The following is a 21,107-nucleotide window of genomic DNA, read 5'->3' as shown; positions in this document are numbered from 1 at the left end:
CAGGGCAAAATCATACTTGTTCAATAATTAGCCGAATATGATTTTTTCTCTAACTTCATCAGACCACCCGGCTTGCTTAAGCTTGCCTTTAATACTATCTTTTATTGGACTTAATCGTGCTAAATTCATAGAAAATCGCCTGAAAGTTGCCATATTTTCAGGCGCGTCTCCCCGACGAATTCGTGATTCATCTTCCTTAAAAGTCATATCGAGTACCCAATGCGACGAATTTTCAATCGCCCAATGCCCTCTAATTACTCTAGATATCTGAGCTAAATCTACTTCCAGTGAGCTAATATAATAGGATATTTCAGTTGTCTCTTCTTCTTTGATTATTCGCGTTCTCTCAACTTCGATAACCGTATTGAGATTAGCCCAACCTTTTCGCTCTTCCATCCACTCAGTAACCGGAAGTTGGGTGTAACGCCTAGACTCAATGCGACCATGCCCATCATTTATTATGGTAACGCTATTTGCTTCTATCTGTTGCAGGTTATCTCGATACGTTTTGTGGAAGTAGGCCTTTATTTCTCTTGCTAATTTTCCTTGATTATTTTTAACTTGTAACGCGTAATCCCCACCTTTTTTATCGACTGCTGAAGCCACTTTCTTCAAACAATGCATCGCATCAGCCGTGATAATACTGCCCTTTAATTCCAGTATTTCAATCAACTCCATGACTGTAGAGACCTCATTCTTTTTACTTTTAGATTTACATTGAGCCAACACAAGACCTTGCTCAACAGCATAAGCTGATACGCTATGAAGTGCCGTTTTCCTCTCTCCATTAAAAGAATGACGAAGGGTTTTACCATCGAATGCGATTATCGACTGACCATTATCTTCTCGTATTTCATTAACCCAGCTCATAAAGCAAGTTAGTAATGAAGAGGGCTCGATAGCACTGATGATACGGGCGATTGTGTCATCAACAGGGATCCCATTTTCAAAGGGTCTAAATTTTCGTAACCAATTCAGCTTGCTATCCCCAAACTGTTTAATATCTTTCCATCCTTCTGCACCAGATAGAATAGCGACAACGGTAAGAAACATGACGTCGATTAATTCATGTTTTTTATTGATATGAGAGCGAGAATCTTCAAGAGAAGTAAAATGATCGATAAATGCCATTAGCTATAACCTAAAATCATCTATTAGATCATAACTAATAATTATCCGTCAATTAAAGTATGATCTTGCCCTGCTATCTGGTTAGACACTGGGTTTATTTTTGCAAATGAATTGCAGACACAACAATATTAATTGGCTCAGGTGTGTTAAATGCTAATGTATTACTACGATTAATCAGGCGTAACTTCCCCCCTACTTCGACACTGGCCCGTAAAACATAACGACCGTTTTTTTCAAGCTTTTTAGGGTCATAAGTTAATATAAATGGCCATGGTGACGGAGCGCTTAAATGAATGGTTTGCTGTGCGATGGTTACCGATACCACATCTTGTTTTGAGGTATCTTCTAGCTTAATAATTAACTGCGCGTTTTCTGCTAAAAATTGTGGCCCATGATCAATAACAGCCCCAGATATCGTTAATTCGGTATTATTTAAATCATCATTTATTTCAACTTTCTTTTTGTTTTTTGAATGCGAACTACAAGCACTAACAGCAATGAGGGCAAAAAAAAGTGTAACGATTTTCCAATTAAACATACTATTTACCTTTTAAACTTGATTCACAAACAATGGATATAAACAGGCATTAAAGAGGCTAACTAGTTACATTAGCTACATAATAAATACCTAGCTAACATCCATACCTTGCATCATAAGTTAACCAATCCACAAAAATAATGCTTCGCGGATTAGTTATAATTTATGTGGGTTAGCAATTAGCTGCCTAAGATCATCAGTGGTAATGATAATAATTTGTCGCCTGTTTTAGCAAAGTAAAAAATAATGCCAATTAATGCAGCAACGGTTAATAAATACCAAGCGGCTGAAAATACTTGACCGTAGCGATCTAATGGTAATAAGTGACTATTAAAACGTGCTTTCCATTCAAACACTATTTCTACACTGCCTATTAATAGCATAAAACCTAATAATGCTAAGCCCAATGCATAACTAATAAAGACACCTGCGGCGGCACCTAACACACACGCTAACAATCCCACTTTACTGTTCATTGAAAAACTAATACTTTTTAAAATATGTCCTCCATCAAGCGGCAGAATAGGTAATAAATTGAACAAATTTAACAGTGCATTGAACGCTGCTAATCCCGCAAAGAATTCACTATCTGTGAGCCAATAAATAATCACACAAACTATCGACATGATTAAACCAAAGGTGGGCCCCATGATTGAAATAACAACATCTTGCCAACGGGTATTAATTTTCTCATCGGAAACCGCAAGCCCGCCAACAAAAGGAATAAGATAGATGCCTTTAGTTTTCATGCCAAAGTATTGCATTGCACGAATATGACCATATTCATGGAAAACTAAACAAGCAATCAATGCCGCGGCAAATTGAAAAGAAAAGAACCAACTATAAGCAGCAATACTCGCTCCAGCGAGCACGACTTTAATCAATTTTACACTCTTAAATAACTTCAGTGCTAAAGAGCCTATTCCTATCAGACTTAATTTTTTAGGGTCAGCAACCACTTTAACCGGTGTTTGTTGCTCAATATCTTTTTCATTACGTGAAGCTTGAGCGACCAACTGTTGATCAACATAAAACGAATAACTCACTAAAAAAGGCTGCCAAACAACGTCAACATCTAACTGACAAATAATGATATGCACATTAGATTGCTCTAGGTCATTGTCTGATTGCGCATCATCGAATGTTTCGTTATTTGAACCCGCTTTATCCAAAGACAACCGATCTTGTACTGTTTCCTGAGGGACACTCTGTTGACGCATTTCAAATTGGTGAGAACGTTTACCCTGTGCAAATTCACTGGCACTAATTTGCGAAACAATTTGGTCGCCCCAATACAATTGTTGCCACCCTGCCATCGATGCTTCGAGTCTTAATGTTTTTCCAAAATGTGTTAATTGCAATAATTCCATGATTTTTCCTTTTAAAGTCAGCGCGATTATGCCAGAAATAAAAACAACAACCTATAGCCGTTAACCTTCATTGAACAAAAATAGACAAGCTAAGAGGGTAAAAAAACGTCACTATTTGTCACTATCAATTATTGACTTAACCCGTATACTAAGCGTTTTTAGTTTCACCATTTCATGATAAGAGAGAAGTACCATGACCGAAAACACAGCCGCATTAGAAAAATTCCAAGATGACGTTAAAGAAAGTCAACTTTTATGGGCACTGCAAGACAAAGCGAGTGGTGATTGGGTTGTGATGGACTCAATGAATTACGAAGAAACTGAAGTAATGCCACTGTGGTCTTCTGAAGCACTTGCAAAAATACATTGTATTGAAGAATGGGAAGATTATGTACCAGCTTCGATTCCACTAGCGGAGTGGTTCGAATTTTGGCTTGAAGACTTAGTTGAAGACGATGTGATTGTTGGTCTTAACTGGGTAGGTGATGAAGATGATATCGAGTTAGGTTTATCTGAATTTACAGAATCACTTGGTCAAATCGAAGCACTATAGTTTTTTGTATTGGATGTTTTAGCAGTTGCAAGCCGCATAAAATATTTAATATTGAACATTTAGTTTTAAGTCAAAAACATATGCAGTGCCTTATAATAAGCAAGCACGCTTAGACAAGACACTGCAATTTAAAATAAACCGAGACAGTCAATAACACTATTAAACTAGCAGTTTAATAGTCAAACAGACTATTGTTTCCGCTTATATCCCCATTTAACATGTTCAAATGTGACTACATAAAAGTTATGGTTATAAAGTTATGTCAGAAAATAAAACAGCGTCAGTAACATCGCCAACAGAGTCAACAGCGCGCACTATTATTGCCCTCACGAACCCCAAAAGTTCATCCAATGTTGGCGGCGCTATGCGCGCAGCAGGTTGTTATGACGCACAAAAAGTAGTTTATTCCGGTGATCGTTTTAATCGAGCAGTACGTTTAGCCGCAGATACGCAAAAAGTACATGAAATAGTTCCTTTAGTGCATTATGAAGATCTATTAACCGCGTTAGAACCAGGCATGAAGTTAGTTTGCGTGGATTTAATTGAAGGTGCAATCCCGTTACCGAACTTTGAACACCCAGAAAATGCGATGTATTTATTTGGCCCTGAAGATGGCACCATTAAACAACAGGTGATTAATAAAGCCGATGCAGTGGTTTATATTCCCACTATAGGCTGTATGAATTTAGCAGCCTCGGTCAATGTGGTCTTATACGATAAACTAGCCAAATCGCAGCAACATCAGTTAGATAACGATTTAATTAAAAAAAGTCGTGATAGAAACAATAAGATTAAAGTAAAAGAATTAAAGTATCAAAAGAATGCAATAAAGGAAGCAAAAAGGCTTGAGCTAGAAAAATTAAATGCCAGTAAATAGTACAGCTTAATACTTTTAACAAGTCATTTTCAAAATGATTGACAGGCTGATTGGCAAGCTCACCAATCATATAATGAGCAGAAGGTACTCCGCTATCAACTGCTTATCGTCCTTTACACTGAGTTCAACGATTAAGTGAAATCTAGTTACTCGAAATACTGCGATTAAAGGCTTAACAACTTCTAAGCACGTTTATACCTTTAAGTAATGTTTGATAGTTTAATTGCCTTGTTTCGTCTAATTCCTAATACTGAAATATACAACAGCCAAATACCAACTCTTCTAGAAAAAAGATTGCAATAAAATACATGTTATAGGTGACTAAGATCACATTAAGATTTAACATACGCGCTTTATTACATCATTACTTTTAACATTCTATCAATTGAGTTCACAAGCAGTGCTTCTATAAATTGATGAATGTCGTAAGTAAGCATCTCCGCAAGGATATTCATGACTTTTTCTAACACAACACAACCATTAAATCGAACTGCAATTATGTTCGTATTGGCGTTAGGCACCTTTATTTTAGGCTTAACCGAATTTTCTATGATGCCAATGCTGCCTTTAATCAGTGAAACCTTTAATGTGACCCCTACACAATCAGGATACGCCATAAGTGCTTATGCTATGGGTGTTGTAGTCGGAGCCCCTATCTTAATGCTAACCACTGCCAACATGCGCAAACGTAAAGCATTGCTTATTTTCTTAACATTAATGTTTATTGCCAACGGATTAAGCGCCCTATCAAACTCATTAAACCAACTAATAATTTTCCGTTTTCTCAGTGGTTTACCGCACGGTGCATATTTTGGCGCTGCGATACTATTAGCGGCCGATATTGCCCCAAAGGGGAAACGCGCTTCTTTTATGTCTAAAATATTTATGGGATTAACCATTGCAACTATAGTTGGCGTGCCATTAGTCACTTTAGTTGGACAAAACCTAAGCTGGCGATACTGCCTAGGTGGCGCATCCGTTTTATCACTGATTGCATTAGTGTTTGTTTATAAAGTAGTACCTAACATCGACAACAGTAAACCGTCTAACTTGATCAATGAATTCAGTGTATTAAAAGATAAATTAGTATGGTCAATTCTAGGCATTGTGATCATTGGTTTTGGGGGCGTATTTTGTATTTATACCTACATTGCTGACACTATCTTAGATGTTACTCAAACACCTGCTTACACTATTTCGATTGCCATGGTGATGTTCGGTATCGGTTGTACTTTAGGTAATTATTTCTTGGGTAAAGCGGCTGATGTTTCAGCTATCAAAGCCACTGGCTTAAGCTTAATTTGCGCGATTATTTTTGCCATTGCTTACGTCAACGCGAGCCATAATATTTGGCAGTTATACGCCATTATTTTCTTAATTGGTTGCAGTATTGGTTTAGCTACTTTGATTCAAACATTATTAATGGATGTATCACCCGATGGGCATGCCATGATTGGAGCACTAGTTCAATGTGCATTTAATGTGGCGAATGCTATCGGGCCTTGGGTAGGAGGAATGGCCATTGCACAGGGTGCGCAACCCAACCAAACTGGTTATGTTGCTGCAGGCTTATTTTTTGGTGGATTTATTATGTGGGCATTAAGTTACATGCAATTAAATACCAAAAACAAACTAACCGTTTCTATTTAGTCTTAATACTTCGGGCTATTTAGTATTAAGGTTTCGCAAAAACAGAGTTGGTTTATCTGCCGACTCTGTTTTTATGTAAACATTGCTTCTCTGTACTTTAGTTTTAATCTTGTCAAACATATCCCCGATCTTAATTGGCAAGAAAGTTATTAACAACAAAGCTATTAGCAACAAGACCTTTGGACTTAAGCTTTACTTACACTTGTTTTGAATTTTTTCAGCTATCGAATCATTTAATCAATTTTGAGATATAGGGAATATTACGACACTTATTCCGCCAAGGTAAGCCATACCCCACCAGCAAATCATCATTGTCCATTTCGACAGCGTAGTATTGTTCAATCGGAATCACAGCTCGCCCCGGTTTAACAAAAAGTGTAGCAATCGATAAAGAATTAAGTCTAAAATTATCCGTTAGAAACTGGCAGATTCGTTTCATGGTGCCACCAGATTCAATGGCATCATCAATCAATACAACATGTTGGTTTTGTAGATCAATATTATGATGAAATATAATCTCTGAGCTATTATTTCTATCTTCAGGTGTATGTAAACAGGAAATATAATCCATACTAATATCAAACTTTAATTCACGTACTAAGTCTGCAGTGAATAATATTCCCCCTGGTACCACGGTGATCACAACCACACTTTCATTATTAAATTTTTGGTTTAATTGCAACGCAACGTCACTCACGCCCCGTTTAATTTGTTCAGTATCAAGTATGCACTCACCAATATGTAATGTGTTCATTGTTTTTCCTTCACAATGCCTAAACAACTGTTTGTAATGACACTTAGCCATACAAATAGTAAATTTATAGAAAATATTAATTATGTTTGTATCATGTCATAAAATGTTTGAGTATTACTTTTATTTTGTTGTAACTGGTCGATCATATTACATTCCCCCTAAACAAATTTAATAAGTGATCATAGATCAACACAAAAGATAGGAAAGATTAAAAAGCTCAATTATAAATGGTGTAATAGGCCTTAGTATCATTCAGCTACAGGGCAATATTGTAAATATCTCACGAACAACATCAGTGCTGGTGCTATGAAAATCAACCTCAACTTATCGTTTAAAAACAGTGGCATAATTTGTTACTAAAATGGCTTATAAACTAACCTTTATGTCAAAAAAAAATGTAAACTGAGAAATGTATAATCAAATAATTGGCGTGAAATAAATAATCTAAAGTAACAGAAGATATCGTGACATCACCACAGCCAAAAACTTACCTAGTCGTTTTTTTATTTCTTGAATTCAAGTAATAATTTATAAATCAAACTGATAATGAGCAAACAATGATAACTTTTATTTACACACTAATTCCCATAATAGCGCTTATTATTCTTGGATTTGTTTTAAAGCGCACTAAGTTCTTACCTGAAGATACTTGGCCTGGTATAGAAAAGCTCACCTATTTTGTGCTGTTTCCCGCCCTACTGATTAGAACACTTGGGCAGCAATCTATTGCAGGTATGCCTTGGGTTCTAATGCTATTGGTTATATTTGGTACCTTAACCATCTCTGCCATTTTATTAATACTGTTGCGTCCTAAACTAACAAAAGACAATGCAAGTTTTACATCAATATTCCAAGGTGGCATTCGCTTCAACACCTACATAGCCTTTGCCATTGCGCAAAGTTTGTATGGCGCAACGGGCGTGGCAATGAGCTCTGTCGCCGCGGGGTTTATGATCGTATTGATTAATCTTTGGTGTATATCGATTTTTGTTATTTGGGGAAAATCCTCAATTACTGGCACATTACAATTTATAAAATCAATTATGTTTAATCCACTGATTATCGGTTGTACTATTGGTTGGTTTTTAAGTTTAAGTGGTATCGGCGTACCAAGTATTGCTGGAGATATCCTAGAGATAGTAGGACGTGCAGCCTTACCTTTTGGACTATTAGCTGTTGGAGCGGCCTTAAAACCAGAATCCATCAATGGCCACTTCAAAGCGATTGTATGCTCATCACTTATACAGTTTGGGTTAAAGCCATTAATCGCAGTCGCGCTCATAACCTATACTGGCCTTAATGGCGTTGCAGCAGCCGTTTTACTTATTGCGTTTATAACGCCTACCGCTCCCTCTTCTTATATATTAGCTAGACAATTAGGAGGAGATATCGAATCAATGGCTTCCATTATCACTATGCAAACCTTACTCGCGTTTATTCTCATGCCACTGTTAGGTATGCTGTTACTTTAAAATAGGCGATGTAGACAGGTTCATTGAAAGGGGCTCACTGAAGGCAAACGGAGAGACGTCTGTAACGAATGCCACTTCCTCTAAATTGGTATATTCACAACTAGCAAACCAGAGAATCTGTTAAATATCAAACTAAAACCTTAATCATGTGAATAAACAAAATAATTCCGTACCAAAATACGGAATTACATATTCTACATAACTAACGGTATGAAGAGCGTTGTTTATTATTACAAATGTTCTTCAGCAAACTCTGCTAAACGGCTACGGATCACACCATTAAGGTAGATATTTGCACTGCCTTCGAATTGTTTAAAACGCTCAACAATATAAGTTAAACCTGAAGTGACAGGGGTTAAATAATTGCTGTCGATTTGTGCTAAATTACCAGAGCATACAATTTTAGTGCCCTCTCCACAGCGAGTGATAATAGTTTTAAGTTGTGAGGCGGTTAGGTTTTGGCACTCATCAAGTAAAACAAAACTGTTTTGAATGCTTCGCCCACGCATAAAATTCACCGACTTAAACTGTATATTCGCTTTATCCATGATGTAGTTTACTGAACTTGCACTGCAATTATCATTTTTATGTAAGACTTCCAAAGTGTCGGTAACAGAAGCTAGCCATGGCATCATTTTTTCTTCTTCTGTACCAGGTAAAAAACCGATATTTTCAGCCACATCGGGGGTGTTGCGTGTTACAATTATTTTGTCATATTGCTTCTTTTCAATAACAAGTTCTAACGCAGCAGCCACCGCTAATAATGTTTTTCCACAGCCGGCAGGCCCAGTTAAAATCACCAAGTCTACGGTTGGATCTAAGAGTGCATTAAGCGCCATGCCTTGATAAATATTCTTAGGGCTAATTCCCCAAGCTTGCTGTCCCATTAAACGTTCAAAACCGATATCTAATAACTCAATATTATCTTTAAGATGATCCGTCACTTTACCAACAAATTGAGACTTATCATCCACAATATACTGGTTCGGATAGGGATCGTTTATTTTATCAGAGGTTAATTGATGGTAGGTATCTTCACCACGATTGAAGGTTTCACACTGCTTTATATTTTCCCAAAACGCCCCCTCCACTTCTTGATAACCTTTACTCAATAAATGCACATCATCAATCAGTTGGTCAGTTCGGTAATCCTCTACACATTTAAGCCCAGCTCCTTTTGCCTTTAAGCGCATATTAATATCTTTGGTCACTAATACGACTTTTGCAGGGGCTTTGCTTTGTTGCAGATATAAAGCAGCATTAATAATTCGATTATCCGGCTCATCTTCAGAGAAAGCTTCTTGCATAAAAGAAGCATGGTGATCAGCAAAAATAGAAATCACTCCCCCTAAGAGCATACCTTTATGATCAATTGCGACTCCTTGTGAAATTTGTTCAGAACTTGCATCTTGGAATAGTTTTTCTAAACAGCGGATCGCCACTCGAGCATCACGACTGACATCTTTTTGTCTATCTTTAATGCGATCTAACTCTTCTAAAACCGTCATAGGAATAACAACATTGTGTTCTTGAAAGGAATAAATAGCTAAAGGTTCATGTAATAAAACGTTCGTATCAAGTAGATAGTATTTACGTACAACGTCCATCATATTTTGCTCCTCAGGTAAGTGAACTTTCATATAAACAGCTGAGGATGACATTTTTATTACAGAGTCATTAATTACAATAAATTATTGTTACTTCTAATAATTTGCAATTTTCGACATTTAAATCAAAAAATCAGTTTCGTAAATGTTTATGCTGCGTATAATTAAGTTATTAATATAAATCATTAATTTCTTAATTGATTTTAACGAATAGATCTATTTGTTATTATGTAACTGTCATTAAGTATATAAATCAAAAGGTGTCATAAATGAGTAACGTTCTAGAATTAGTAAAAAATACACGCCGTAAAAATAAGTTAAAGCGTGAAATCATTGATAATGAAAAGAAAATCCGTGATAATCGCAAACGTGTTGATCTATTAACAAACTTATCTGAATACATCACACCTAGCATGACGCACGAAGATATCGTTAATATCATCAAGAATATGCAGTCAGATTACGAAGATCGTGTTGATGACCATATCATCACAGGTGCTGAATTATCTAAAGAACGTCGTGAAGTGAATAAGAAAATTAATTCATTCAAGCGTCCAGAACCAACTAAATAAATAACTTGTTGGCTTGACCGGAAAAAAGATAGCTTAGCTATCTTTTTTCATTTCTAGTAAAGCAAGTTAACTAGTTTTAGTGACCAATGTGTTACCGCTCTCTAGTCATTAATCATGGTATGTTAGCTGTATATTTCGAAATGAGGGCTGAGGTTGTTTATCCTAAGCTGAATTTTTTTATGCTAAGCTAAGAGTTAATAAGCTATAGAATGCTTGCCTTTATCAAACAGGTCTACTCCGTGGATACTTTTACTTCAAATTTTCGTACCTTAAAAACTGATCATATTGATTTATGGTCTATTGACCCTACCCAGTTGTCTGAACAATCAATCACGTTTTTAACTAGTCTGCTGACAACAGAAGAATATGAAAAATTGTTAAAATATAAGCATAAAGTGGCTCAACATACTGCCTTAATTACACGCTCATTATGTCGCTTAGTCTTATCTCACTATACAAATAGTTCACCCATTGCATTACAATTTGTCCGTAATTCACAGGGTAAACCAGCACTGATTAATAACAACAATGATATACGCTTTAACCTAAGCCATAATAATCAGCTCATTATTATGGCAGTATGTGTTGGCGATGAAGTTGGTTGTGATATTGAAAATCCACTGCGTAAAGTTAATATTCCGACGATAACTAAACGTTATTTTGCAGCACAAGAACATCAACAGTTAAGTAAATTAACTGGAATGGAACAACAGCAACAATTTTTCAGATGTTGGACATTGAAAGAAGCCTTCGTAAAAGCAACGGGTGTAGGGATTAGTTTAGGTTTAGATACGTTTTATTTTAGCTTTACGGGCATCGCGCCTAGTGACAAAAGTGAAGCATCAGAATACGTGGCGAACGATATTCAACAATTGAGTTTAAAGGATAACATTGCAATAAATTTCAATTCACATTATCCCTTGAGTAAAGATGCACCGTGGCAGTTTTATCACACTTCTTTTAAACAACAAACCATGTCTATCTGTCGTTCAAGTAAACTTAATCAAACTATTGTTTATCGCGATGCGACTTCTTTACTTGGCATTTAATGAATACCTATAAATCAATCACTATGATCCAGAGCTTATTAATAAGCATCAATACTAACCGCAATAAACATACGATAGGCAATGGGTCGTTATTAAGTTAATGATAAAAACTCAACAGCGGCAGTATAATTACTAGGTCCAATTTCAGTCACACGAATTAATTTAGCTTCTGCATCAAGGGGAGGAAAACGTTCATCACCGGTGTTCAATTGAATATGAACCGTATCATCCGTTTTTAGCAAGTCAGCAGAAAAAGAAATACGCATTCCGGTACTACTTAAATCGATACAAATTCCTGCATATTCAATCTCACCTTTAATGATCTTAATAGGTAAGTTAAGTTCCATTCTATGAAATGATCGTTGATCATTTTGTGCAAAATACATATTCCTCTCCTTTATAAAATCACAAAATTACCTATAAAAAATATTTTCGCAAGTATAATCCATGCTGTTTGGGAGAAAGATAACATTGATATAAATTTTTACCTATAAAGTGAGATCAACGAAAAAGTTTAAGCATTAAATCAGTATTAGAAACTTTGATCACACTTTGTTTAATAAATTAATAATAGCTAATGGTAGTGGTTGAAGTTGTTTGTTTTTATCCAGACAGACCATTTCAATATCACCAATCACAGCGGGTCTAACTGCATTAGGTCGCCAAACTTCCTGACGCCACACTGTTTTATATTTACCTTCAATTTCAAAGTGAGTACGAATATCACAGACTTCAGCGAACTCCACCCCATCTTGAAAAATCATATTTGCTTTGTAAACAGCAAAACCGATCCCTTGTTCATTCCATAACTTATTAAGTACTTGACTATCGATGACGTGTTCACGAGCACGTTCAAAATACTTTAAAAAATTTGGGTGATATACCACGCCAGAGTGGTCGGTATCTTCATAATAAATTTGCACAGCATGGTGGTAGGTTTTATTGCTCATAGATTGATTAACTTATTTTATCTAATAATTGGTCACTGGCGGTTTCTAACAGATCTAATACTAATTCAAAACCTTGCTCGCCACCGTAATAGGGATCTGGAATTTCAGTTTCTTGAACTTCGGTCATGCTTAAGAACAGATCCACTTTGGTTTTAAATTGTAATGGACAACGTGCTAATAAATCGTATTTATTTTGTTTATCTGCAGCCAAAATATAATCAAAGTAGGCAAAGTCTTCAATTGTGACAGGACGAGAAGTAATCCCTCGAAAACTGTATCCACGCTTCTCACCTGTCTTCTTGGCCCTACTATCCGGTCCTTTACCTTGATGATAATCAGCAGTGCCCGCAGAATCGACTTCAATATCAATCTCACGCATTTTAGCTTTTGCCCTTAGCACTGCTTCAGCTGTTGGGGAACGACAGATATTACCTAGACAAACGATTAATATTTTCATGTTGAGCCTCTAAAATTCAAGTAATAACTAATTTTAAAAATTCTTATTTAATTCACTAATTGATACATACCTTGGTATTCAAAATCTTCAACACTTAAATCAGGTGTTCTATAGTGCTGCTGACATGCTAATAATAAGGTATTAGTGCGTGCTGAAAAGCCATTACTTAATAGCTTTAATACTTGTTGATATACTTTTTGTTTAAAAGCTAAACGGTTGATAACAATACCACTTAGGTTATCACTACTGACATCGAACTCAAGCCCACAGCTCACTGATAATGCCCATTCAATAGCTTGAGGCATTATTTCAACCTTTTCAAATTCAGCTTGCCGTTGTTGATCACGCCCATCGGGTTCATACCAGTAACCATAATCAAGTTGTAAGCGGCGTTTATCACCAGCAACTAACCAATGTGCTATTTCATGAAGAGCACTGGAAAAGTAACCATGGGCAAAAATGATTTGGTGGTGATCGCATTGTTCATTAGCGGGTTGGTATAGTGGTTCATTGCCACCCAGTACTAATTTAGTCTGGTGAGAAGTGTAAAAGGTTTGATTAAAGATATTAATAATATCTTCGCTTGAAAATGCTTCATTAAAAAACTTAGGCATGCACTAAAAATTCTCGTTCAATTGTATGTGACTTCAATAATGAGCAATAAAAACAAGCGCAAGTGAGATCATGAACGCCAGCATTTACTTATCATTAATGTGTTTAATTAATAAAGGGATAAATGTTCAAACTTAGTTATCAGGAAAAAGACATTAAGTTCGACAAGGTTAAATACAAATTATACACTTCAGCTCTCTTTCAATCTAACTAATTAAGATACGCTATGTCATTACTCACTAAACTTCGTTGTGCATTCACCTTGGGGCAAGGTGTTTTAATTGAAAATAAAGCATTAACCACTACTAACGACCCTATTGCTTTTTTTAAGGAGTGGTTAAAAGAAGCGGAAAAAACGGGTATTGTATTGCCTGAATCAATGTCTGTTTCAACTGCTACTAGCGAAGGTCGTCCTTCATCTCGTATGGTGTTATTAAAAGAAGTGGATCAACAGGGTTTTGTGTTTTTTACTAATTACAGCAGTAGAAAAGCAGGCGAATTAGAACAAAACCCCTTTGCTGCTCTGTTATTTCATTGGAATATGTTACAACGCCAAGTGCGCATAGAGGGTAGAATTGAGCGAGTTAGCCATCAAGAATCTGAAGATTATTTCCATTCTCGTGGCCGCGGTAGTCAAATAGGTGCATGGGCTTCAAGACAAAGCCAAGAACTTAATGAGCGCCAAACATTAGTCGATACCGTTAAATATTATGAAGAAAAGTTTAAAGGTGAACCAGTACCATTGCCTGAATTTTGGGGAGGTTACCGAGTTATTCCAGAATCAATAGAATTTTGGCAAGGTAAAGCGGACCGTTTACATGATCGCTTTGTATATAAAAATATAGATGGTAAATGGGCTATTACTCGTCTTAACCCATAAACATTAGCTCCTAACTCAAGCCTTAGACAGGTTTGTTAGCCATGTTGCTTTGCTTACAATCATTATTTGTGAGCAAAGTAATAAGATCAAAGCATAAGGTTATTCTTCATTCCAATACAGTACTAAGGTCGCACCACTGATTGAACTGCCATAATTAACTGATAGTCCAATCCCGATGTTGTCCAAAAATGGAATTTTATCTTGGGTATCTATTACCCAACCGACAGTGGTTTCATAATAGTAGCCATTATCAGCCATGGCCTCTAAGTCGCCCATTAAATCAATTCGCTTAAAGTCGACCGTGATAAAGTCATTAACCCCCCATAATTCAGGTACGTTAACTGTAAACTCAACCCCGTTGGTAATACGCCATCCTTCAGGATTAATACTACTTGGTTTATCAATTGAACCAGAGAGACCATGACCATAAATGTAATTGATTTGATTATGTGCTCGCCATTTTCCCCATTGCTCATCTCTTTCATACCCAATGCCTACTTCTGGTTCAGCAATTAAGGCCAAGGTGGTGACATTGAATGCAATATTATCCAATTCTGCTTTTGTTTCTTCTGGAAAACCATCGCCGTAAGAGTAAGAGTTCTTATAATAACTGAGGTGTGCACCTAAGGCTGAAGTGACATACCATTGATCAGTAACGTGGTAAAACTGAGAATAATTACCGTAAATTCCATAGGTATTTTGCTTTAATTTATCACTCACTTCACTAAATAACTGGCTGTCTCGTTTAGAAGCAATGTAAAAAGCACGTATCGTTATAGCATGATCCCAAGCTTTACTTTTAGGCTCTAAATCCCAGGTATAAGGGATCACAAACACGTCCAAGCTATTTTTAAGGTTGGTGCTTTTTTCGTTCCCAAAGCCTGGATCTTCAACTTCTAAATCTACATTTGCAAACCCAAAAGTAAGTGCTTCACTGTCGGACATCAGCGTAGCAATCGCCAATGCCTGCTCTACTGAACGCACTGCAACACCTAATGATTCACCATAAGCAGGCGCCGTTAAGCTAGATGCAAAAATTAATGGGGAAATAATTTTTAAATAACGATTAAAATACAAGACTACAACCACCCATGCTGTTCAAACATTAATGCTAATTTATCCAATTCTTTATCAACATGTGCTTTCCAACTAATACCATTTTGTGCTGCGCCGAGCTGTTGCATAAACCAATTATAAAAGACAGCATTGTCAAATAATCCATGTAAATAAGAGCTATAAATATTACCCTGTTGCCAGCCAATATTATCACTGATAAAAGGAGTTACTGCATCATTTAATAGTTGGCTTGCACCATGGTGAATTTCATATGCTTCTATACTTTGCCCTAACCAATCTATATTTCTCTGCTGTGTTGCCTTATTAGGTGCGAGGGTTGTTGTTAGCCCAATTAAACCAAGTGCCCTTTTGTCACCATCTTCTAATTGCAAAGGATCTTTAATTTCATCCCCTAATATTTGTAAACCACCACAAATACCAAGTACTAATTTGCCACTCTCTGCAAATGTCTTAATGGTCTTGTCTAGCCCTGTTAGTTGTAAAAAATGCAGACTTTTACCACTATTTTTACTACCGGGTAAAATAACAGCATCAAAAACGGATAAATCTTGATTTAACTGTATTGGAACTAAGTTAATATCATCTTGATAAATTAACGCATCAAACTCATCCATATTGGATGCATAGGGATAATATATCAGTGCAACATTAATTGCGCCCTGTTGCCAAGTTGTGCCTAACCTAAAGCTATCTTCTTCGGGTAATTGATGGCGGTGATAAGGCAAGTTAGCGACAGTAGGAATACCAGTTTTTTCCTCTAACCAGTCCATTGCATTACCTAACAACTTAGGGTCACCTCGAAACTTATTCAATACAAACCCTTTGATCAGTTTTTGTTCTTCTTCAGCTAAACATGCCCAAGTACCCAATAAATGAGCAAAAGATCCACCGCGATCAATATCTGAAACAAGGTATACATCTGCTTGGCAAGCTAATGCAACACTCATATTAACGATATCGCCTTCGCGCAAGTTTATTTCTGCGGGGCTACCAGCCCCTTCAATCACAACCTGTTGGTATTGTGATTGTAACGATTCAAGTGACTGTATGACTTTTGGCCATAATAGTTTTTTTCTTGCCATCCACGGCATATTGGAAATTTCAGTATCGACCTTGCCATTCACAATCACTTGGCTAAATGTGTCGGCACTTGGTTTTAATAGGATAGGATTCATTAATACTGATGGTTTCGCTTTAGCAGCCAATGCTTGCAGATATTGCGCTCGCCCTATTTCTAATCCGTCTTCAGTAATAGCGGCATTATTGCTCATATTTTGTGCTTTAAAAGGCGCAACACTGATACCTCTATTAGCTAATAATCGGCAAATAGCCGTCACGATCAACGACTTACCCGCATCACTGGTACAGCCTAAAATCATAATCGGTTTTTGTGGTACTGTCATTTCACTCACTTGCAAATAGTCTCATAAATTAAGAATAAAAATCACAAACGACTCCGTCAATTATCTAAAACCAAGTGGGTATTTGCTTGGGATTAAGTTTAAAAGACAAAAAAAAGCACTGTCTAAACAGTGCTTTAAATAAGCGTTAACACGTCCTTAACCACGACGAGCGATAACAGCCTCAGATAATTGTGCTAATAACGTCTCAGTTGCATCCCAACCAATACATGCATCAGTAATACTCTGACCGTAAGTAGGCGTAACACCTTCACATAGATCTTGACGACCTTCTACTAAATGGCTTTCAACCATAACACCTGAAATTGCACGGTCACCCGCTGCAATTTGACCACAAACATCGGTACAAACTTTCATTTGATTTTCGAATTTTTTCTCTGAGTTTGCATGGCTGAAATCAATCATTAATGTTTCAGTTAATCCTGATTTTTTAAGATCTTTTTTGATAGCGGCAACGTCTTCAGCGCTATAGTTAGGCGCTTTACCGCCACGCAAAATAATGTGACAGTCAGGGTTACCTGCTGTTTCAACAATTGCACTATGACCAAATTTATTAACAGACAAAAAGTGGTGAGAAGCATTAGCAGCACCAATTGCATCAACGGCCACTTTAATAGTGCCGTCTGTACCATTTTTAAAGCCAACTGGGCAAGATAAACCAGAGGCTAATTCACGGTGAACCTGTGACTCTGTAGTACGCGCTCCGATTGCGCCCCATGTCATTAAATCAGCAACATATTGCGGTGTGATCATATCTAAAAATTCAGTCGCAGCAGGTAAGCCCATTGCATTAATATCCAATAAAAGTTTACGACCTTTACGTAAGCCTTTATTAATATTAAACGTACCGTTTATTTCAGGATCATTGATCAAACCTTTCCAACCAACAGTCGTACGTGGTTTTTCAAAATAAACGCGCATTACTACTTCTAAAGAGTCTTTATATTTTTCACGTAACGGCATTAATTTTGCTGCGTAATCAAGTGCTGCTTCTGTATCGTGGATTGAACATGGTCCGATGATCACTAATAAACGGTCATCTTGGTTACTTAAAATTTTGCTAATTGCTTTACGTGAATCAGAAACCGTATGGCTGATTGCAGATGTAGCTGGAAATTTCTCTAAAAGCGCAATAGGGGGTAATAGTTCTTTAATTGCAGTTATATTCACGTCATCTGTTTTGATCATAATTTTTCCTGAGGCACATCATTGTGCTTATAGTTAGTATTTAATATATTTTTCATTAAATATACCCGTTGCATTTACGGATATAAGTCTCTTTTATGCCTTTGTATTTTTTGTACCAATACCATCAATAATCAAGCAACGATGTTGTTTATAATAATCAACTTTATCGGAGTAAATAAACAAGCAAGCTACTAACATTTTTATAAATGGCATAATCACTAAAAACTTCATTGTTTATGATTGTTCCTCTTTTCATGGGTTAACTGTATTACCCCACCAAAAGCTATAAAATATAGCCTTAAAACTTGCTTATCTCCCCCAATGCTACTTGCTCCACATGATTAATGGCGTTGGTCTTTTTTATCGTTATATTGGTGGCATTTTAAACGTATTAATCCATCAGAGGACTATACGGTTCAATCACCACTGTTTCACCTACGCTGATATTGCCACGGTCTTGCTCAAGCACAATAAAGCAATTTGACAGACTCATTGAACTAAACACACCAGAGCCTTGATTACCGGTTGTATTAACAACTAATTGGCCTTGTTCATTGACAGAATAGTTCCCGCGCTGAAAATCAGTTCTTCCTGGTGCTTTAGACAATGTATCGGTACAGATTGCATTGAAGCGAATAGCGGGTTTAACGACTTCACCACTCATTTTTGCCATTGCTGGCACTGCTAATTGGTATAGAGTCACGATAGCTGAAACGGGATTTCCTGGCAACCCAAAAAAGACACTGTTTTTCAACTTCCCAAAGGCAAATGGTTTTCCGGGCTTAATAGCCAGTTTCCAAAAACCGATTTCACCAATTTCATTGAGCACTTCTTTAATGAAATCTGCTTCACCAACAGATACACCACCGCTAGTGATCACAACATCAGCTTGTTGATCAGCACTGACCATCGCCTGTTTAATGGCTTCATAATCATCTTTGATAATACCAAAATCAATTATTTCAACATTTAAACGTGATAATAAAGCCATAATACTATAACGATTAGTGTCGTATATCTGCCCTTGTTGTAATGGCTCACCTAAACTTGTTAATTCGTCACCCGAGGATAAAACCGCCACTTTTAATTGACGGTATACAGCAACGGTAGCAATACCTAATGAAGCAAGTAATGGAATGTCACGAGGTGTTAATTTATGCCCCTGTTGTAATACTGCTTGACCAATACTTAAATCTTCTCCAGCAAAACGTACATTATTATGTTGTTTAGGTGCGTGGTTGAAGGTGATTTGTTTACCTTCTGCCACAGTGCGTTCTTGCATCACCACACAATCTAGGTCATCAGGCACAACGGCACCGGTCATTATTCTAATACAACTGCCTTTAGGCGTTTTACCGGCAAAAGGTGCACCCGCAAACGATTTTCCAATTTGGGTCAAGTGCACGGGATTATCCGTATCACAATTTTTTAAATCGCTAGCATGTAATGCATAACCATCCATTGCAGAATTATTAAATGCAGGGACATTTTTTTCTGAAGTTATATTTTCACTCAGCGTAAAACCTAGCGCCTCAGGCAAAGGTAAAACGATTTTCTCACACACATTAGTGAGGGACGCTTGCATCTTTTGTAGTGCATCAGAGAGCGGCATCAAGCCTTTTACATCACAACAACTCATATCGGGTTACTCTTTTAATTAGTTAAATAGCAGTAATTTTATTGTGTCTTTTTCTACAGTCCCGTGCAATTGAACAACTGAAATAAATGCCTTTTAGATCAATTAAACTGAATAAAGGATGTTAAGTGTTTATTTTTCATTCATTTATTTACAGGTTAAAAAATGCTGTCAAATCCATCCCTGTAATATCCTTGTTTTTAATTTTAAACCTACTAGCTTAACTCTAAGCTCTAAGCTCTAAGCTCTTAACCCTAAAACTATAATGGTTCACCTAGTAAATTGAGCAAGGCATTTTTATTCCTTTCAAGTTTTCAAAACAACTATCGATAGCCGTTGAGATAAAATCCTCAATAAATGCTAAAGACTGTTGTTCTTCTCGTACTGCTGCATATAAGGTTTTCCAGACGCCCTCTTTGCCTAAACGACGAGCAACCACGTAATCTTTTTGTAAATACTCAAATAATGCCCAATCGGGTAAACCGGCAACACCACGGCCACTTGCCACTAGTTGTAACATCATCAAGGTCATATCTGCATGACGAATATTGGCTGGCGATACGCCTTCCAGCATTAAAAAACCATTAAAAATATCTAATCGTTCTTTTTCAACAGGGTAAGTAATTAATGTTTCTTCGCTCAGATCTTCAGCGTCGATGTAGGTTTTGTTTGCCAAGCGATGGTGGCGACTTAACGCCAACATACATTGGTAACTAAATAATGGAATATAAGTGATGCCGGGAATTTGTTGTGGATCTGAGGTTACTACTAAGTCTAAATTACCTCGCTTTAATGCCGGTAATGGTAAAAAACTAAAACCACTGGAAAAGTCTAATTCTACCTCTGGCCAACTATCCCTGAACTTATCAATGGCGGGCATTAACCACTGAAAGCAGGAATGACACTCAATTGCCATGTGTAAACGCCCTGCATCACCGGAAGCGAAACGCGAAAGATCCCGTTCTGCTTGACGAATTTGAGGCAACACTTGGTCTGCAAGTTCTAATATACGGAGCCCAGAAATAGTAAAACGGATCGGACGCGATTTACGAATAAATAGTGAACAATCAAGGCGTTGTTCTAATTCTTTAAGCTGATGTGATAACGCTGACTGGGTTAAATGTAACTGTTTTGCAGCTTCTACTAAACTCCCTGCTTTACTTAATACTGATAATGTTTTTAAGTGTTTAAATTCAATCATATTTTGTCCTAACAAAAGCAAAGAAGTTGAAATTCTATTTTAATAATTAATTATATTAAAGCTTTTATATTATTAATTGAATTAAATTCACCATCAATTGCATTTATCCCCA

Annotated in this window: 21 protein-coding genes; 7 read left to right on the top strand and 14 right to left on the bottom strand. The window is 36.8% G+C overall.

Annotated features, from left to right (window positions below):
- Positions 1–27: 27 nt before the first annotated feature.
- From H592_RS0104680 to H592_RS0104670, 3 genes are all read right to left on the bottom strand, one after another.
- Positions 28–1,131, bottom strand: coding sequence for an ISAs1 family transposase (locus H592_RS0104680; protein WP_028867145.1), 1,104 nt, complete (start codon positions 1,129–1,131; stop codon positions 28–30).
- Positions 1,132–1,225: 94 nt separating this feature from the next.
- Positions 1,226–1,669: a YbaY family lipoprotein gene (locus H592_RS23160; protein ID WP_051368985.1), complete on the bottom strand. Its 444-nt coding sequence runs from the start codon at positions 1,667–1,669 to the stop codon at positions 1,226–1,228.
- 179 nt (positions 1,670–1,848) lie between these two features.
- A complete protein-coding gene (locus H592_RS0104670; protein WP_028867755.1) occupies positions 1,849–3,039 on the bottom strand; it encodes a site-2 protease family protein in 1,191 nt (396 codons plus the stop codon).
- Between the two features lie 193 nt (positions 3,040–3,232).
- Here H592_RS0104670 and H592_RS0104665 point away from each other — a divergent pair, with 193 nt between their 5' ends.
- From H592_RS0104665 to H592_RS0104650, 3 genes are all read left to right on the top strand, one after another.
- On the top strand, positions 3,233–3,592 hold the full coding sequence (locus H592_RS0104665; RefSeq protein WP_028867754.1) for a DUF2750 domain-containing protein: 360 nt from the start codon (positions 3,233–3,235) through the stop codon (positions 3,590–3,592).
- Positions 3,593–3,851: 259 nt separating this feature from the next.
- Entirely contained in the window at positions 3,852–4,469 is a 618-nt protein-coding gene (locus H592_RS21490; RefSeq protein WP_051368983.1) for an RNA methyltransferase, read from the top strand.
- Between the two features lie 453 nt (positions 4,470–4,922).
- Positions 4,923–6,119: an MFS transporter gene (locus tag H592_RS0104650; RefSeq protein ID WP_028867753.1), complete on the top strand. Its 1,197-nt coding sequence runs from the start codon at positions 4,923–4,925 to the stop codon at positions 6,117–6,119.
- Positions 6,120–6,348: 229 nt separating this feature from the next.
- Here the strand turns inward: H592_RS0104650 and H592_RS0104645 are convergent, their stop codons facing one another.
- Positions 6,349–6,873, bottom strand: a complete 525-nt coding sequence (locus H592_RS0104645) for a phosphoribosyltransferase (RefSeq protein ID WP_028867752.1) — start codon at positions 6,871–6,873, stop codon at positions 6,349–6,351.
- Between the two features lie 557 nt (positions 6,874–7,430).
- On the opposite strand from H592_RS0104645, the gene H592_RS0104640 reads away from it, so the two are divergent.
- Positions 7,431–8,345, top strand: coding sequence for an AEC family transporter (locus H592_RS0104640; protein ID WP_028867751.1), 915 nt, complete (start codon positions 7,431–7,433; stop codon positions 8,343–8,345).
- Positions 8,346–8,575: 230 nt separating this feature from the next.
- On the opposite strand, the gene H592_RS0104635 is transcribed toward H592_RS0104640, so the two are convergent.
- Positions 8,576–9,955, bottom strand: a complete 1,380-nt coding sequence (locus H592_RS0104635; protein WP_028867750.1) for a PhoH family protein — start codon at positions 9,953–9,955, stop codon at positions 8,576–8,578.
- Between the two features lie 266 nt (positions 9,956–10,221).
- Here H592_RS0104635 and H592_RS0104630 point away from each other — a divergent pair, with 266 nt between their 5' ends.
- Positions 10,222–10,524: a DUF496 family protein gene (locus tag H592_RS0104630; RefSeq protein ID WP_028867749.1), complete on the top strand. Its 303-nt coding sequence runs from the start codon at positions 10,222–10,224 to the stop codon at positions 10,522–10,524.
- A 239-nt stretch (positions 10,525–10,763) separates the two neighbouring features.
- Positions 10,764–11,573 (top strand): 4'-phosphopantetheinyl transferase family protein, encoded by an 810-nt coding sequence (locus H592_RS23155; RefSeq protein ID WP_169727639.1) that lies wholly within the window; start codon positions 10,764–10,766, stop codon positions 11,571–11,573.
- Positions 11,574–11,665: 92 nt separating this feature from the next.
- Here H592_RS23155 and H592_RS0104620 read toward each other — a convergent pair whose 3' ends face one another.
- The 4 genes from H592_RS0104620 to H592_RS0104605 form a co-directional block, all read right to left on the bottom strand.
- Complete coding sequence (locus H592_RS0104620; RefSeq protein ID WP_028867748.1) at positions 11,666–11,959, bottom strand: PilZ domain-containing protein; 294 nt, start codon at positions 11,957–11,959, stop codon at positions 11,666–11,668.
- 159 nt (positions 11,960–12,118) lie between these two features.
- Positions 12,119–12,523, bottom strand: a complete 405-nt coding sequence (locus tag H592_RS0104615) for an acyl-CoA thioesterase (RefSeq protein ID WP_028867747.1) — start codon at positions 12,521–12,523, stop codon at positions 12,119–12,121.
- A 7-nt stretch (positions 12,524–12,530) separates the two neighbouring features.
- Positions 12,531–12,980 (bottom strand): low molecular weight protein-tyrosine-phosphatase, encoded by a 450-nt coding sequence (locus H592_RS0104610; protein ID WP_028867746.1) that lies wholly within the window; start codon positions 12,978–12,980, stop codon positions 12,531–12,533.
- Between the two features lie 47 nt (positions 12,981–13,027).
- Positions 13,028–13,594 (bottom strand): elongation factor P hydroxylase, encoded by a 567-nt coding sequence (locus H592_RS0104605; protein ID WP_028867745.1) that lies wholly within the window; start codon positions 13,592–13,594, stop codon positions 13,028–13,030.
- Positions 13,595–13,818: 224 nt separating this feature from the next.
- On the opposite strand from H592_RS0104605, the gene pdxH reads away from it, so the two are divergent.
- Positions 13,819–14,472: a pyridoxamine 5'-phosphate oxidase gene (gene pdxH, locus H592_RS0104600; protein WP_028867744.1), complete on the top strand. Its 654-nt coding sequence runs from the start codon at positions 13,819–13,821 to the stop codon at positions 14,470–14,472.
- A 99-nt stretch (positions 14,473–14,571) separates the two neighbouring features.
- Here pdxH and H592_RS0104595 read toward each other — a convergent pair whose 3' ends face one another.
- The 5 genes from H592_RS0104595 to H592_RS0104570 form a co-directional block, all read right to left on the bottom strand.
- Entirely contained in the window at positions 14,572–15,549 is a 978-nt protein-coding gene (locus tag H592_RS0104595) for a Solitary outer membrane autotransporter beta-barrel domain (protein ID WP_028867743.1), read from the bottom strand.
- Positions 15,550–15,551: 2 nt separating this feature from the next.
- On the bottom strand, positions 15,552–16,952 hold the full coding sequence (locus tag H592_RS0104590) for a cobyric acid synthase (RefSeq protein WP_037070911.1): 1,401 nt from the start codon (positions 16,950–16,952) through the stop codon (positions 15,552–15,554).
- A gap of 156 nt (positions 16,953–17,108) precedes the next feature.
- On the bottom strand, positions 17,109–18,161 hold the full coding sequence (gene aroG / locus H592_RS0104585; RefSeq protein ID WP_156916070.1) for a 3-deoxy-7-phosphoheptulonate synthase AroG: 1,053 nt from the start codon (positions 18,159–18,161) through the stop codon (positions 17,109–17,111).
- Between the two features lie 388 nt (positions 18,162–18,549).
- Positions 18,550–19,797 (bottom strand): molybdopterin molybdotransferase MoeA, encoded by a 1,248-nt coding sequence (moeA, locus tag H592_RS0104575; RefSeq protein WP_028867740.1) that lies wholly within the window; start codon positions 19,795–19,797, stop codon positions 18,550–18,552.
- A gap of 271 nt (positions 19,798–20,068) precedes the next feature.
- Positions 20,069–20,995: a LysR family transcriptional regulator gene (locus H592_RS0104570; RefSeq protein WP_028867739.1), complete on the bottom strand. Its 927-nt coding sequence runs from the start codon at positions 20,993–20,995 to the stop codon at positions 20,069–20,071.
- Positions 20,996–21,107 lie beyond the last annotated feature (112 nt).

The organism is Psychromonas arctica DSM 14288 (assembly GCF_000482725.1).
In the GTDB taxonomy this organism is placed as follows: domain Bacteria; phylum Pseudomonadota; class Gammaproteobacteria; order Enterobacterales; family Psychromonadaceae; genus Psychromonas; species Psychromonas arctica.
Note: the sequence above shows the minus strand (reverse complement) of the source record. Positions and strands in the feature narration are given on the sequence as shown.

Bases quoted from the DNA above. Each gene is read 5' to 3' on its own strand.
- H592_RS0104615 (WP_028867747.1), bottom strand. From the start codon at position 12,523: ATGAGCAATAAAACCTACCACCATGCTGTGCAAATTTATTATGAAGAT.
- H592_RS0104620 (WP_028867748.1), bottom strand. From the start codon at position 11,959: ATGTATTTTGCACAAAATGATCAACGATCATTTCATAGAATGGAACTT.
- pdxH (WP_028867744.1), top strand. From the start codon at position 13,819: ATGTCATTACTCACTAAACTTCGTTGTGCATTCACCTTGGGGCAAGGT.
- H592_RS0104650 (WP_028867753.1), top strand. From the start codon at position 4,923: ATGACTTTTTCTAACACAACACAACCATTAAATCGAACTGCAATTATG.
- H592_RS0104630 (WP_028867749.1), top strand. From the start codon at position 10,222: ATGAGTAACGTTCTAGAATTAGTAAAAAATACACGCCGTAAAAATAAG.
- H592_RS0104680 (WP_028867145.1), bottom strand. From the start codon at position 1,131: ATGGCATTTATCGATCATTTTACTTCTCTTGAAGATTCTCGCTCTCAT.
- H592_RS0104605 (WP_028867745.1), bottom strand. From the start codon at position 13,594: ATGCCTAAGTTTTTTAATGAAGCATTTTCAAGCGAAGATATTATTAAT.
- H592_RS21490 (WP_051368983.1), top strand. From the start codon at position 3,852: ATGTCAGAAAATAAAACAGCGTCAGTAACATCGCCAACAGAGTCAACA.
- H592_RS0104570 (WP_028867739.1), bottom strand. From the start codon at position 20,995: ATGATTGAATTTAAACACTTAAAAACATTATCAGTATTAAGTAAAGCA.
- H592_RS0104665 (WP_028867754.1), top strand. From the start codon at position 3,233: ATGACCGAAAACACAGCCGCATTAGAAAAATTCCAAGATGACGTTAAA.
- H592_RS0104590 (WP_037070911.1), bottom strand. From the start codon at position 16,952: ATGACAGTACCACAAAAACCGATTATGATTTTAGGCTGTACCAGTGAT.
- H592_RS23160 (WP_051368985.1), bottom strand. From the start codon at position 1,669: ATGTTTAATTGGAAAATCGTTACACTTTTTTTTGCCCTCATTGCTGTT.
- moeA (WP_028867740.1), bottom strand. From the start codon at position 19,797: ATGAGTTGTTGTGATGTAAAAGGCTTGATGCCGCTCTCTGATGCACTA.
- H592_RS0104610 (WP_028867746.1), bottom strand. From the start codon at position 12,980: ATGAAAATATTAATCGTTTGTCTAGGTAATATCTGTCGTTCCCCAACA.
- H592_RS0104635 (WP_028867750.1), bottom strand. From the start codon at position 9,955: ATGATGGACGTTGTACGTAAATACTATCTACTTGATACGAACGTTTTA.
- H592_RS0104640 (WP_028867751.1), top strand. From the start codon at position 7,431: ATGATAACTTTTATTTACACACTAATTCCCATAATAGCGCTTATTATT.
- H592_RS0104670 (WP_028867755.1), bottom strand. From the start codon at position 3,039: ATGGAATTATTGCAATTAACACATTTTGGAAAAACATTAAGACTCGAA.
- H592_RS0104645 (WP_028867752.1), bottom strand. From the start codon at position 6,873: ATGAACACATTACATATTGGTGAGTGCATACTTGATACTGAACAAATT.